12 protein-coding genes are annotated in these 13,772 nt (G+C 69.2%); 6 read left to right on the top strand and 6 right to left on the bottom strand.

All coding sequences use genetic code 11. The features are described from left to right. Nucleotides 1–3 precede the first annotated feature (3 nt). Nucleotides 4–1,335 (bottom strand): family 1 glycosylhydrolase, encoded by a 1,332-nt coding sequence (locus OG579_RS05520; RefSeq protein ID WP_328858370.1) that lies wholly within the window; start codon nt 1,333–1,335, stop codon nt 4–6. A gap of 260 nt (nt 1,336–1,595) precedes the next feature. On the opposite strand from OG579_RS05520, the gene OG579_RS05525 reads away from it, so the two are divergent. Further along, nucleotides 1,596–3,257 carry a GMC oxidoreductase gene (locus tag OG579_RS05525; RefSeq protein WP_328858371.1) on the top strand — a complete coding sequence of 554 codons (1,662 nt, stop codon included), beginning with the start codon at nt 1,596–1,598 and terminating at the stop codon, nt 3,255–3,257. 30 nt (nt 3,258–3,287) lie between these two features. On the opposite strand, the gene OG579_RS05530 is transcribed toward OG579_RS05525, so the two are convergent. Then, the gene (locus OG579_RS05530; protein ID WP_328858372.1) at nt 3,288–4,646 is read right to left on the bottom strand and encodes an LLM class flavin-dependent oxidoreductase; all 1,359 of its coding nucleotides are present in this window, start codon (nt 4,644–4,646) and stop codon (nt 3,288–3,290) included. A gap of 103 nt (nt 4,647–4,749) precedes the next feature. Between OG579_RS05530 and OG579_RS05535 the strand changes: the two genes are divergently transcribed. Beyond that, on the top strand, nt 4,750–5,760 hold the full coding sequence (locus tag OG579_RS05535; RefSeq protein WP_328858373.1) for a zinc-binding alcohol dehydrogenase family protein: 1,011 nt from the start codon (nt 4,750–4,752) through the stop codon (nt 5,758–5,760). Nucleotides 5,761–5,794: 34 nt separating this feature from the next. Further along, on the top strand, nt 5,795–6,616 hold the full coding sequence (locus OG579_RS05540) for a crotonase/enoyl-CoA hydratase family protein (RefSeq protein ID WP_045823375.1): 822 nt from the start codon (nt 5,795–5,797) through the stop codon (nt 6,614–6,616). A gap of 25 nt (nt 6,617–6,641) precedes the next feature. Here the strand turns inward: OG579_RS05540 and OG579_RS05545 are convergent, their stop codons facing one another. Next, on the bottom strand, nt 6,642–7,334 hold the full coding sequence (locus tag OG579_RS05545; RefSeq protein ID WP_328858374.1) for a hypothetical protein: 693 nt from the start codon (nt 7,332–7,334) through the stop codon (nt 6,642–6,644). Nucleotides 7,335–7,343: 9 nt separating this feature from the next. Further along, nucleotides 7,344–8,495 carry a DoxX family protein gene (locus OG579_RS05550; protein ID WP_328858375.1) on the bottom strand — a complete coding sequence of 384 codons (1,152 nt, stop codon included), beginning with the start codon at nt 8,493–8,495 and terminating at the stop codon, nt 7,344–7,346. Between the two features lie 81 nt (nt 8,496–8,576). Between OG579_RS05550 and OG579_RS05555 the strand changes: the two genes are divergently transcribed. Further along, a complete protein-coding gene (locus OG579_RS05555; protein WP_328858376.1) occupies nt 8,577–9,716 on the top strand; it encodes a PQQ-dependent sugar dehydrogenase in 1,140 nt (379 codons plus the stop codon). A gap of 28 nt (nt 9,717–9,744) precedes the next feature. Here OG579_RS05555 and OG579_RS05560 read toward each other — a convergent pair whose 3' ends face one another. Then, nucleotides 9,745–10,095 (bottom strand): MerR family transcriptional regulator, encoded by a 351-nt coding sequence (locus tag OG579_RS05560; protein ID WP_045823242.1) that lies wholly within the window; start codon nt 10,093–10,095, stop codon nt 9,745–9,747. A gap of 102 nt (nt 10,096–10,197) precedes the next feature. Between OG579_RS05560 and OG579_RS05565 the strand changes: the two genes are divergently transcribed. Both OG579_RS05565 and OG579_RS05570 read left to right on the top strand, forming a co-directional pair. After that, nucleotides 10,198–10,986, top strand: a complete 789-nt coding sequence (locus OG579_RS05565) for an alpha/beta fold hydrolase (protein ID WP_328858377.1) — start codon at nt 10,198–10,200, stop codon at nt 10,984–10,986. Next, nucleotides 10,983–12,191 carry an MFS transporter gene (locus OG579_RS05570; protein WP_328858378.1) on the top strand — a complete coding sequence of 403 codons (1,209 nt, stop codon included), beginning with the start codon at nt 10,983–10,985 and terminating at the stop codon, nt 12,189–12,191. The genes OG579_RS05565 and OG579_RS05570 overlap by 4 nt, the downstream gene beginning before the upstream one ends. On the opposite strand, the gene gatB is transcribed toward OG579_RS05570, so the two are convergent. Beyond that, nucleotides 12,188–13,690 carry an Asp-tRNA(Asn)/Glu-tRNA(Gln) amidotransferase subunit GatB gene (gene gatB / locus OG579_RS05575; protein ID WP_328858379.1) on the bottom strand — a complete coding sequence of 501 codons (1,503 nt, stop codon included), beginning with the start codon at nt 13,688–13,690 and terminating at the stop codon, nt 12,188–12,190. The two genes, OG579_RS05570 and gatB, sit on opposite strands and share 4 nt — an antisense overlap. Nucleotides 13,691–13,772: the final 82 nt, after the last annotated feature.

Raw genomic sequence — 13,772 nt, forward strand, 5'->3', positions numbered from 1 at the left:
GCCTCAGCGCACCACGGCGGGATGCGCGCAGCTGTCGGGTACGTCGACGAAAGAGCACAGCACCGGTGCGCGCGTCGGCCGGTATCCCGCGGGCACGCCACGATCGGCGATGATCTGCCGATAGGCGGCGACCGCCGGGGTCGGCCTGCGGGTCAGTGACGGGTCACCGGCGACGTCGACGGTGTAGAGGCCGAAATGAGCTGTGTAGTCGCCCCATTCGTAGTTGTCGGTGAGACTCCAGTAGTTGTACCCGACGACGTCGACACCGTCGGCGACCGCACGTTGTATCCAGTACACGGTGTCGCGCAGGTGATCGGCCCGGCGGTACCCGTCGGGGCGGCGCCCGGCGCCGTCGGTGGCGAGACCGTTCTCCACCACGTACACCGGCACCCCGGGGAACTCGCGGGCGACATGCCGTAGGACGTAGTAGATCGCCTCGGGCGCCTGGCTGCTGCGTGCGAAGTCGCCGGTCGCGCTCGCGGCGGCGCTGACATCGAGCAACGAGACCGAGTAGTACTGATCGACGCCGATCACGTCGAGCGTGCCCGCCATCCGCCTCGGGAACAGTCCTTCGAGGAAGGCCTGCACACCGGGGATCGGGAAGTAGGCCAGGTTCGAGGTGACCTGCGCCTCGGGCTGCACGGCATGGATGTGGGCGTAGAGCGTGCGGTGTGCGCGCACGATGCCGTCGACCATCCGGTTCACGTTCTGCGGGCGGAGGCCGCCGAAGGTGAGTTCGCGGCGGACGTACTCGGTCGGTTCGTTGAACGTCACCCACGACGGGCGGGCCCATGCGTAACGATCGACCACTTTCGTCGCGAACCCGATCAGGTCGTCGGCCATGCCCGACCGGTTCCACCCGCCCCGGTCGACCTCCCACCCGGGGTGGACCCAGTGGTTCAGGGTGATCATCGGGGTCATCCCGGCCGCCACGATCCCGCCGATCACCCTGTCGTAGAACGCCCAGGCGGCCGGATCGTCGCGGCCGGGTACGGGTTCCACCCTCGACCACTCCACCGACACGCGGTAGACGGAAACGCCCAGCGCCCGCGCGTGGGCGATGTCCTCGGGGTACCGATGGAAGAAGTCGACGGCGTTCCCGACCGGCTCGACGACCTGCCCGCGCGCTCCGTAGCGCGTCCAGTTCGAGTCGCGGTTGTGCCCCTCGGTCTGGAAACCCGACGATGCCACCCCGAAACGAAAGTTCGAACCCAGCTGCGCGACTGCAGATCCGGACGACGGCGCGGCGACGGCGGCGGGCGGAACGGCGAGGAACACCCCTGCGGACAACCCGCCCACCATCAGGACCGAGAGGAGACGACGCCACGTGCTCATGAGCGATCCCGTTCGTCGAACGACCCGGAGGAATGTCGAGCGTTCCCCGACTCCGACACACCGGCCACTCCGGGACTTTATCGCTCCCACCGTCCGCGGATCGGTGATCGAGACGGTAGGGTGTCAAATGCTGTACGCCGAGTTGGCGGCAGCGGAGCGGTGAGATCCAGGTCGCACCGGCTCCGAACGGTTTCGCCCGGGGGGACTGAGGCGAACAGACATTCCTGTGGGGGGAATCGGTTATGGATCGCCGCTCGTTCATGAAGCTGTCCGCTGCGTCGATGGCGGCAGCGGGTATCCCGTCGCTCGCGACGTCACTCGCGGGTACCGCCTCGGCGGCACCCCGGCGGTACGGACGCTACGAGAAGCTGGTCCCCGAGATCTTCCGCCCGGTTCCCGCACCGCGGCAGCACTCCGAGGCCATCGTCATCGGGTCGGGTTTCGGCGGCGCGGTGAGTGCACTGCGTCTGGCGCAGGCCGGGATCCAGACCACCGTTCTCGAGCGTGGCAGCCGGTGGCCGCACGACCCGCGGCGTGAGATCTTCGGCGCCGACGGCCGTCAGTACTGGCACGCGCCGCAGTCACTCGCCGACGACTCCCTCGGCCCGAACGGTCCGTCGTCCCTCACCATCCCCGCCTACGGCCAGGCGATCGGCGCGATGACCGGGATCGACGACTTCGGTGGTCTCGCCGAGATCAGCTGGCACCACAACGCGGGCCTCATCTGCGCGGCCGCCGTCGGCGGTGGATCGAACATCTACATCGGCATCACCGTCGCCTCACGGCGCGAGGGCTTCGACGCGGTCTTCCGCGGTCTGGTCGACCACGACGAGATGAGCCGCCTCTGGTACCCGAAGGCGATGGCAGGTCTCGGGGCGACGGTCGTTCCCGACGACATCTACGCCGACCGCCACTTCGACAACGGGCGTGACTTCGAACGCGTCGCGAAGGCCGCCGGGTACTCGACCTACAAGGCCGAGGGCAACTGGAACTGGGACGTGGTGCGCGACGAGATCGCCGGTCGTGCCGCACCACAGACGATCACCGGCGCCGCCTACAACTCCAACCGATCGCTGAACTCGTTGGCGTTCAGTTACCTCCCGCGCGCCGAGGCGACCGGGAAGGCGACGATCCACCCGCGCCACGTGGTGCAGGGAATCCACGTGGAGCGGTCGGGGCGCTACGTGCTCGAGGTCGACTACGTCAGCCCCTACGGCGACGTCCTGTCTCGCCGCACGCTGACCACCGACCGTCTGGTGCTCGCCGCCGGTTCACTGGGCACCAACCGCCTGCTGGTCAAGGCCCGCGACACCGGCACCCTGCCGAACCTGAACGAGTACATCGGTGCCGGCTGGGGCAACAACGGCAACGGCAACATCGACGTCGGCGTAGGCCGCAGCAAGAAGGGCCCCCAGTCGGCGGTCGGCACCGTCGCCTTCTATGACACCTCCGGTCCGCTCGCCCGCGTCGTCGTGAACGGCTCGAACGGCCTGGGCCCCCTCGATCCGGTTCTGGCGCAGGCGAACACGTCGGTGTTCAAGGCCGGGATCACCTCCATCGACCCGACCCGCGGGAAGTTCGAGTACCACGCGAAGAACGATCGCGTGATCCTCGACTGGCCGGGCAACGGCAACAGTCACGTCGACGACAACTGCCTGCGCATCGGACACAAGCTCGCGGCGCACGCCGATTTCCCGGTCGAGGCCGTCGTCTACGAACCCGACGTCCTGTGGGGTCACATGTGCGGCGGGGCGACCCTGGGTCGCGCATCGGACTCCTTCGGCCGCGTGAAGGGGTACAAGAACCTCTACGCCCTCGACGGATCGATGCTCCCCGGATCGGCGGGCGCATCGAACCCGTCGCTCACCATCACCGCCCTCGCCGAGCGCAACATGGCCGAGATCGTCTCAGCCGGAGGCTGAATCGGGTGTTCACAGCCGGAGGCTGATCGACTAGCGCGAGCCGACGAGTCCCACGTTGGTCTCGTGTGCGGGCACGGGCGCGAGATCGAGGTGCCCTCGCAGGGTGTCGGAGGTGTACTCGGTCCGGAACAGACCGCGGCGGCGCAGTTCCGGGACGACGTGATCGACGAAGTCGTCGAACGTGCCGGGCGACTGGGCCGCCGAGAGGATGTAGCCGTCGGCCTCTCCCCCGGTGAACCCCGCCTCGATCTGGTCGGCGACATCGCTTGCCGTGCCGACGAACTGCGGCAGCAACACGCCCTGGGCGTAGAGCTTGCCGATGTCGCGCAGCGTGAGGTTGTCGCGCTGCGACAGGCGTCGCGCCACATCGAACAGCCCCTGGGTGCCGCTGACCTCGATGTCCTCCACGGGTGCGTCGAGATCGTAGGTCGAGAAGTCGTGGTTGGTGTGCACCGACAGGGTGATCAGGCCCGAGATCGGATCGGCCAACTCGTTGTGGAACGCCTGCTTCTCCCGGGCGATCGACGCGGTCTCGGCGACGAACGGGATGAACGACGGCAGGATCTTCACGTCTTCCGGTCGCCGACCGACATTCACCGCACGCGACTTCACGTCGTCGTAGTAGGCGCGCCGCCCCTCGGGGGTCGGGTCGATCTCGAAGATCGCCTCGGCCCACCGCGCGGCGAAATCCTTTCCCTTGTCCGATGATCCGGCCTGGATCAGTACCGGCCGACCCTGCGGCGAACGCGGGACGTTGAGCGGGCCCTGCACGCGGAAGAAGTCGCCGTCGTGATGAATCGCGTGGACCTTGTCCGGATCGGCGAAGAATCCGTTGGCCTTGTCCTGCACCAGTGCGTCGGCGTCCCAGCTCGACCACAGCGCGAGCGTGGTCTCGAGGAACTCCTGGGCTCGGACGTAGCGCAGGTCGTGGTCGAGATGTTCGGTGGCACCGAAGTTCACCGCTTCGGCGCTCGACAACGACGTCACGATGTTCCAGGCCACGCGACCGCGGGAGAGATGGTCGAGGCTGGCGAAGATGCGCGCCACCTCGTATGGGTGGAAGTAGGTGGTCGACTTCGTGATCGCGATGCCGAGTCGGGACGTCACCGCCGCGATGCTCGCAGCGACCACCGAGGGGTCGAGGGTCGCGCTCGCCTGCGTGCCGCGGCTCAGCGACACGTCGATACCGCTGCCGAAGTTGGTCGGCGTGGCCAACAGGTCGGCGAAGAAGACGAAGTCGAAGGTGCCGCGCTCGAGCGTGCGTCCGATCCGGTGGTAGTACTCCGGGGTCAGGAAGCCCGGATCGGAACCGGGATGGCGCCATGCGGCGTGGGAGTGGGTGACGTGCGAGGCGATCTGGAATCCACCGAGGTGCAGTTGACGGGGCATGCCGATCGTTCTACGGACCGGGGGCGGGCGCGACAACGCTTGCGATCACCGCGGGCGCAACGACTCTCGACCCGCTCGCCGGCGGCGGCGCTACGGTGGACAGATGAGCATCCCCACCACCACCCGGGCCGTCGCCGCGCGAGCCCCCGGTCCCGTCGACGCCTCCGACTCGTTCGTCGAGGTCGAGGTCCCGCTCGACCCGATGGGTGAACACGACCTCCTCGTGGAGGTGGCCGCGGTGTCGGTGAACCCCGTCGACCACAAGGTGCGCTCGTCCTTCGACGCCGACGACGCACCGCGTGTGCTGGGGTTCGATGCGGCCGGGACCGTTGTTGCTGTGGGTGACTCGGTGTCGCGCTTCGCCGTCGGCGACGAGGTCTTCTACGCCGGCGTCATCAACCGACCCGGCAGCAACGCGCAGTTCCAGCTCGTCGACGAGCACATCGTCGGCCGCAAACCGGCCTCGTTGTCGTTCGGTGACGCCGCCGCCCTGCCGCTGACGTCGATCACCGCCCACGAATCGCTGTTCGCCCGATTGGGACTGACCGCACAGAGTTCGGGGACCCTCCTCGTGGTCGCCGGTGCCGGCGGGGTCGGATCGATGATGATCCAGCTCGCGCGGGCCCTCACCGACGTCACCGTGATCGCCACCGCGAGTCGCGAGGAGTCGCAGCAGTGGGTGCGTGACCTCGGGGCCCACCACGTGGTGCACCCGCGCGAGCTGTCCACCGCCGTGCCGGCCATCGCCCCCGACGGCGTCGACCACATCTTCTCCCCGTACTCCGAGGGCAACGTCGAGACCTACGCCGAGATCATGGCCGTCGGCGGTGCGGTCGTCGCCATCGACGAACCCGAGGGCCTCGACACCCTGCCGTTGAAGTCGCGGTCGCAGAGTTGGCACTGGGAGCTCATGTTCTCGGTGCCGCTCTACCGGCCCACCGACGACAGCCAGCACCGGATCCTCACCGAGATCGCCGACCTCGTCGACGCCGGCCGGATCCGGACCACGGCGACCACCACGCTCTCGCCCATCGACCCCGGCACCCTGCGCGACGCGCACACCCGGTCCGAATCGGGTTCGGTCATCGGCAAGGTCGTGCTCACCCGGGGATGACGACGGCGGGCGCGGCCTCGCTATGGTGCTCCCCATGACCGAATGGACAGCGTTCTCCGTCGACATCTCCGACCACGTTGCGCAGGTGACCCTGCTGGGACCGGGCAAGGGCAACGCGATGGGTCGCGCGTTCTGGACCGAGTTGCCGCAGGTCTTCGCCGAACTCGACGCCGATCCGGAGGTGCGGGCAGTGGTTCTCGCCGCATCGGGCAAGCACTTCTCGTTCGGACTCGACCTGGCCGAGATGGGTGGCGACTTCGCCCCGCTGCTCGCCGAGCGCGCCCTCGCCGGACCCCGCAGCCGCTTCCACACGCTCGTCAAGTCGATGCAGGCCTCGGTGACCGCGGTCGCCGACAGCCGTACACCCGTGATCGCCGCGATCCAGGGATGGTGCATCGGTGGTGGCGTCGATCTGATAGCGGCGGCAGACATCCGCTACGCCAGCGCCGACGCGAAGTTCAGCGTGCGCGAGGCCAAGATCGGCATCGTCGCCGACATCGGGTCGCTGCAGCGTCTGCCCGCGATCATCGGTGAGGGCCACCTGCGGGAACTGGCCTACACCGGCAAGGACATCGATGCCTCACGCGCGGCGTCGATCGGTCTGGTGAACGACGTCCTCGACGACGCTGATGCCGCGCTGGCCGCCGCCCGCGCGACGGCCGCAGAGATCGCGGCGAACCCGCCGCTGGTGGTGCAGGGCGTCAAGGACGTCCTCGATCGTGAGCGCGCGGCGACGGTGACCGAGGGGCTGCGCTACGTCGCGGCCTGGAACGCGGCGTTCCTGCCGTCGGAGGATCTCACCGAGGGCATCACCGCGGTGTTCGAGAAGCGCCCGGCCACCTTCCGCGGTGAGTGACGTCCACGGCGGGTGATCGACCCGATCACGCCTCGAGTTCGCCGGAGACGGTGCGTTCGAGCTGGGCGTAGGTGACCGTCGGCAACGACACCAACCCGTCGAGTTCCTCACGCGCGCGCCGGTAGGCTGCCTGCCGCTCGGCCGGGGTCGACGCGGTGTCCATGGCCATCCGTAACAGGCCTTGTGCGCGCACGAGTCGACGCTGCTCGGATTCGGAGAAGTCGCCGCGACGTCTCCGTCGCGCCTCCGATTCCGCGGTGTCGAACGCGACCGCGTAGTCGTGCACGGCCACCCGGTAGGCCTCCTGCGCATCAGCCAGACCGACGAGGTCCTCCGCGACGTCGGGACGCAGCGAGTCGGCGGTGCGCTTGGCGCGGTGGAACGCGGCGGTCAGCGGCTCGCGCATGTCGGTGATCATGGGGAACTCGAGCAGGTTCACCACGTCGGTCTCGTAGGCGAACCAGCGGGCGTCGGTGTCGTCGTGTTCGGACAACAACCTGGTGATCGCCCGCAGGTCCTGCTCACGGTCGACACGCGCCACGCCCTGGGCCTGTGCCGCGGCGATCTTGGCCTGCTGTTTGATGCGGTAGCGCTCGAGACGTCGCTGGGCACGGCGTTCGTTGGCCGCGGCGACGGCCTTGACGCCACCGGCGACGGGCCCACCCACGACGAACACCAACCACCAGTAGTGGCCGATGATGTCCCCGACGGCGCCCATCGCTCCAAACTAGCCAGTCGACGGATTCCCCGGCGACTGGAACGGGTTGGTGCCGTTGAACAGGATCCAGATCGCGACCGGTGCGGCGATGCCGACCACCAACCATGCGACCGACCCCACGAAGGGACGCGTAGCCCACCCGCGTCCGAAGTCCAGGGAGATGCGACCCGGTCCGGCGAGGATGATCGACGCCGCCGCGATGCCGAGGAACAGCTCGTATTCGATGCCCGGTCCGGCTGATCCGGAGGCGAAGAACCAGACCCCGCCGGCCAGTGTCGCCTTGTACGTGGCGGCGATGATCATCACCCCGAGCACGGCCGAACCGGCGATCGGGGTCAGGAGCCCGAGCACGAGCATCAGCCCACCCAGCGATTCCGACAACGCGCCGACGATGGCGAGGGGTTTGGCGGCGTCGGCCGAGAACCCGATGTTGGTGTTCGGCGCGTTGAGCAGGAAGTCCTCGAATCCGCTCAGACGTGGTCCGTTCCACCAGCCGAACAGTTTCTGCGCACCGTGGGCCATCGCGATGAGCCCGACCGCCACGCGCAGCGCGAGCAACCCGAGGTCGGTCGTCCCGCGACGTCGCGCGGCCTGCGCGGCGGCGAGTTCGTCGTCGAGGGCGTCCCGGCCGAGCCGTTCCGGATCGGACCGGCGTCCCGATCGCGAGAAGCGCCGCGAGCGGCGATCCGACACCGGGTCGTCGAGTTCGTCGCGACCGGTGGTGTCGAGTGCCCGGGTCTGCGAGTCGTCGGCGTCGATGTCGTGGTCGTCGAGGTCGTGGTCGTCGAGGTCGCGGTCGGCGACCCGGTCCGAGCGGTAGGTGGGGACCGCGTCGTCGTCGGCGTAGGCGGCGCGACGGTTGTGCTCGCGGTGGAAGGCATCGCGATCGACCGGGATGGCCGTGGTCTTCGGTGCCGTGTCCTCGGCCGCGGTGCTGTCGTGCGCGGTGTCCGACGACGCGGCGGCGGCCGGGATCGCAGTCGTGGCGTCGTCGTGGCTCTCGGTGTCGCCACCGTCACGTCGGTACGGCTGGTAACCGTGCACGCCGGTCGAGGTCCCCTCGGGACCCGGCGGCGGAGTCTGGGGCATACGGAAGGTCTCGGTCGGCTCGTCGTACGGGCTCGAGCCCTGCGGACGCTGCTCACGATCTCGTTCACTCACCTGGTTCACCCTAGGTGGTCGAGCGGCGCTCGCCGGTGACGTGACACCGCCGCGTCGCGCCGATCACCTACCCTGGGGCGCATGTCCGACCGAGCACGCCGCACACGCATCGTCGTCGTGACGACGGCGTTGCTGGTCGTCGCCACGCTGCTGGGCGGCTGTGCGGATTTCGGTGATGAGGATCGTGCGCGGGCCGCCGGAGACTTCACCTCCGAGACCGTGACGCCGGTGGTCCCGACACCGACACCACCGAGTCAGTCGCCGCAGGAGGGGCCGGCACCCACGGGCCCGTGCGTCGATCCCGATCCGGCGGTCATCGCGACCTGTCTCGGTGCCACGAGCGCGGTGATGCCCGGCGGTGACGCCCAGGGCGAGTCGACGGTCGTCGCCGAACGCACCACCGGTCAGATCATCGCCACCCGTCGCAACGGACCCAAGAGGGTCATCGCGTCGATCCCCGTCGACGCCGACGGCGACGGCGGTCTGATGGACTTCGCGCCGTCCCCCACCTACGACCAGGATCGCCTGATCTACGCCTACATCTCGACCGCCTCGGACAACCGGGTGGTCCGGATCGCGCCCGGTGACACACCGAAACCGATCCTCACGGGCATCCCGAAGGGCGCGACGGGCAACGTCGGTTCGCTGCACTTCCGTTCGCCCACCGAGCTGTTGGTGGCCACCGGCGATGCCGGCGATCCCTCCTCGGCCGCGAGTCCGGGTTCGCTGGCGGGCAAGCTCCTCTCGGTCACCGCCTTGACCTCGGGCAGCACTGCCGCGCCGCGGGTCCTGGCGTCGGGGCTCGGGGCGAACGCGACGATCTGCGCGAACGCGAGCAGCGGTCAGCTGTACCTGACCGATCGCGCGCCGACCGAGGACCGCCTGCAGATCATCGACACCACGGGCACCCTGCGCCCGCTGTGGACGTGGCCCGACCGACCGCAGATATCCGGTTGTGCCGCAGCCGGATCGAGCGTGCTGGTCTCGACCGCGCGCACCCAGCGGGTCGAACTGCTCGGCGAGCCGACGCGCGAGAAGCCGACGGTGTCGCCGCCGGTCGTCGTGTTCGAGAAGCGCTACGGCGCGTTGGGGCGGATGACAGCGCTGCCGTCGGGACTGTTCCAGGTGGGCACGATCAACAAGCAGGGCGGACGCCCGGTCGCCACCGACGACCGCGTCGTGCGGTTCCTCCCGCCGACCAGTTCCGAGAGCAACGTCTGATCCGGACGCGCCGTCGCGCCGAAGGGTCTCAGCGAGACAGGCGCTGCCCGATCAACATCGAGGTGACGAGATCTCGGCGACGCGCCAGATCGGCCATGGCGTCGTCGATCTCGGACAGTTCCTCGCGGATCAGCGACGCGACCTCCGGGCACATCTCGACCCGGTCACCGTTCACACAGGGCAGCACGTCGCGAATCGTCTCGAGGGTGAAACCCGCCTCGATGAGCCTCTTGATGCGGACGACCTGTTGCACCGTTCCGTCGGCGAACTCGCGGTAGCCGTTGCTGTGGCGGCTCGTCGCCAGCAGACCGTGGGCGTCGTAGTGGCGCAGCGATCGCGCGGAGACGCCCGTGAGTCGTTCCACCTCACCGATTCTCATGCGCGACCTCTCCTCACGACCGTGGACCCGGCCACACCTCCGCGTCGATGCGCGATGAACGCTTGACCTTCACACCGGTGTCAGAGTTTAGCGTCGGTCACCATGACACGTGCAGCAGACATCGACCGGCCCGATGTGATCGCCTCCGGTGCCGGCAGACCCCTTGTGCTCGCCCACGGCGCCGGTGGCGCGGTGGACCTCAACTTCGGTGACGTGATCGCGGCGTTGTCCGCGCGGCGTCGACTGGTCGGGGTGAACTATCCGGGATCGGGGTCCACGCCGCGGCAGTCGCGTCCGCTCGAGCTCGAGGCGCTCGCCGACGGACTGGTGGCCGCCGCGGTCGCCGACGGGCACGACCGCTTCCCGATACTGGGGCTGTCGTTGGGGTGTGCGGTGGCCGTCACCGCGGCGCAGCGCCATCCCGACCGGGTGTCCGGACTGTTCCTCACCGTCGGTTTCGCCCGAGCCGACGCGCAGATCCGCCTCGTGGTCGATGTGTGGCGACATCTCGCGGCCACCGATCCGACGACGCTCGCCCGGCTGCTCGTGGCGTTGTCGTCGCCCCATGTTCTGAGCACACTGGACCCCGCCGCCACCGAACGGGCGGTCGTCGACACCGCCGCATCGCTCCCCGACGGTGGACCCGATCAGGCCCTCCTCGCCGCGACGCTCGACATCACCACCGATGCCGCGGCGGTGTCCGTCCCGACGACGGTGGTCGTGGCAGGGCAGGATCGCATCGTGCTCCCGACCACCACCCGCGCGCTGGCGCGGACCATCCCCGGCGCCAGGGTTCTCGAGTACCCCGACGCCGGCCACATCTTCACCCCGTCGGAGGCCTCGACCTGGATCGACGACATCGGCGACTTCCTCGACACGCACGGCCTGTGAGCGCCGAGCGTCGCGGCCGATCCGGTGACGCGGGATGGAACCGCGCGTCGATCACCCTGACCGGCGCGTTGTTCGTCTACATGACCGCGGAGATGTTCCCCGTGGGCATCGTGCCCGAACTCGCCGCCGGACTGCGGTGTTCGCAGGCCGCCGCGGGCACCTTGCTCGCCGTCTACGCCATCGCCGCCGGCGTCGCGATCATCCCGGTGGTGGCGCTCACGCGTCATCTCGACCGACGCCGTCTCATCGTCCTGTCGCTGCTCGTCCTGGCGGTGTCGCAGGTCGCCTTCGCGCTCTCCGACAACCTGTGGTGGGCCTACGCCGCCCGGGCGGTCGCGGCCATCCCGCACGGATTGCTGTGGTCGGTGGTGCCGACGGTGGCGGCGTCGATGAGCCCAGGTGCGCCGGGTCGGGCTACGGCGCGCGTGTTCGTGGGCGGAGCACTCGGACTCGTCGTGGGTGCTCCCCTGGTGACCGCGACGACCGGTCTCGTCGGGTGGCGACCAACGGCGATGGCGGTGGGTGTGATGGCCGTCGTCCTCGCGGTCGCGGCGCGTGCGACCCTCCCGGCGGCGCAGACCCGGCCCCGCGTCGGGTCCTCTGGTTCCCGTGGCCGCCGCCTGCGTCGACTCCCGACCATTCCCGCGCAGGTGTTCGGCCTCAGTACGGCGACGGTGGCGGTGGTGGCGGCGTGCTACATCCCCTACACCTACCTGTCGCTGCTCGCCGACGACGTCGGTATCCGATCGACGTCGCTGTCGGCCCTGCAGATCGGTTACGGCGCAGCAGGTCTGGTGACGGTGTCGCTCGTGGGGCGATTCCTCGACCACCGCTTGCGCGCCGTCCTCAGCGCGATCCTCGGCGGGATGGCCGTCGCCATGGTGATGATCACGACCGGCGGCGCGACACTGTTCACCCTGGCGGTGCTCCTCTGGGGCGCCGCGTTCGCCTGCGCTGCACCTACACTGCAGAGCGCGGTGCTGCGAGCGTCGCACGCCGACCCCCTGGTCGACCCCCTCGCGGCGTCGGCGGTGTACGTGCTGGCGTTCCAGGTCGGGATCGCCGGCGGCTCGTGGGCCGGGAGCGGCATCCTCTCCACGATCGGCGAGGCGTGGTTGGCACCAGCCGGTCTGATCGCGGTCGCAGCGTCGGCGATGGTGGTCCTCGCCCTGCGTTCGCCGACGACCGTGACCGACACCGCCTAGGAGCAGGCGGCGATGACCAGTTCCTTCACCCGGGCCGGGTCGGCCTGTCCCCGTGTCGCTTTCATGACGTCGCCGACGATCTTGCCGGCCGCCTGGACCTTCCCGGAGCGGATCTTGTCGGCGATGTCGGGGTTGGCGGCGAGTGCGGCGTCGACGGCGGACTGCAGGGCGGTGTCGTCACGGACGACCTCGAGCCCGCGGTCGGCGACGATCTGCTCGGGCTCGCCCTCGCCGTCGAGCACGGCGACCGCCACCTGCTGACCGAGTTTGGTGGTCAGCGTGCCCGCCTCGACGAGGCCGATGATGGTGGCGACCTGCGCGGGCGTGATCGCGAGATCGGCCAACTCCGCCCCGCGCGAGTTCGCCTGTTGCGCGAGGAAACTGACCCACCAGCTGCGTGCGGTCTCGGCCGGTGCACCCGCGTCGACGGTGGCGATGATGAGGTCGATGGCACCGACGTTGACGAGGTCGCGCATCACCTCGTCGGACACCCCCCACTCGGTCTGGATGCGCGCGCGGCGCAGCCACGGCAACTCGGGCAGCGTGGTCGACAGGTGCTCGACCCAGGAACGGTCGGGCGCGACCGGCGCGAGATCGGGTTCGGGGAAGTACCGGTAGTCGTCGGCGGTCTCCTTGCGGCGACCGCCTGACGTGGTTCCGTCGACCTCCTGGAAATGCCTTGTCTCCTGGATGATCTCGCCGCCGTCGTTGAGGATCGCGGCCTGTCGGCGCATCTCGTACCGGACGGCGACCTCGACGCTCTTGAGCGAGTTCACGTTCTTGGTCTCGGTGCGCGTCCCGAACTCGGTGGCGTCCTTGGCCATCAGTGACACGTTGGCGTCACAGCGCAGCGACCCCTGGTCCATCCGGACGTCGGAGACCCCGAGGGCCTTGAGCAGGTCGCGCAGTGCACCCACGTAGGCCCGCGCGACCTCGGGGGCGCGTTCGCCGGCGCCGGTGACGGGTCGGGTCACGATCTCCACGAGCGGCACGCCCGCCCGGTTGTAGTCGAGCAGCGAATGGCTCGCACCGTGGATCCGGCCGGCGCCGCCGATGTGCAGCGACTTGCCGGTGTCCTCCTCCATGTGGGCACGTTCGATCTCGACCCGCCAGGTGGTGCCGTCGCCGAGCACCACGTCGAGGTGTCCGTCGTACGCGATGGGCTCGTCGAACTGCGAGATCTGGTAGTTCTTCGGCTGATCGGGATAGAAGTAGTTCTTGCGCGCGAACTGGCTCGACTCACGGATCGAGCAGTTCAACGCGAGGCCGATCCGGATCGCGGACTCGATCGCGGCGGCGTTGGCGACCGGGAGAGCCCCGGGCAGGCCGATGCAGACCGGGCAGACCTGGGTGTTCGGCTCGGCCCCGAACGCCGTGGGGCATCCGCAGAACATCTTGGTCTCGGTGCCGAGTTCGACGTGGACCTCGAGGCCCAGGACGGGATCGAAATCACGGATCACGTCGTCGTAGTCGACGAGGTCGACGGTCGCAGCAGTCATGGGACCAGTTTAGGCCGACGCGATCTGGTCGGGCGAACACGACAAGTCGGTCTTTAGTTACGCAAGGCACTGGTCCTCGTGG

This window comes from Williamsia herbipolensis, assembly GCF_036153515.1.
In the GTDB taxonomy this organism is placed as follows: domain Bacteria; phylum Actinomycetota; class Actinomycetes; order Mycobacteriales; family Mycobacteriaceae; genus Williamsia_A; species Williamsia_A herbipolensis.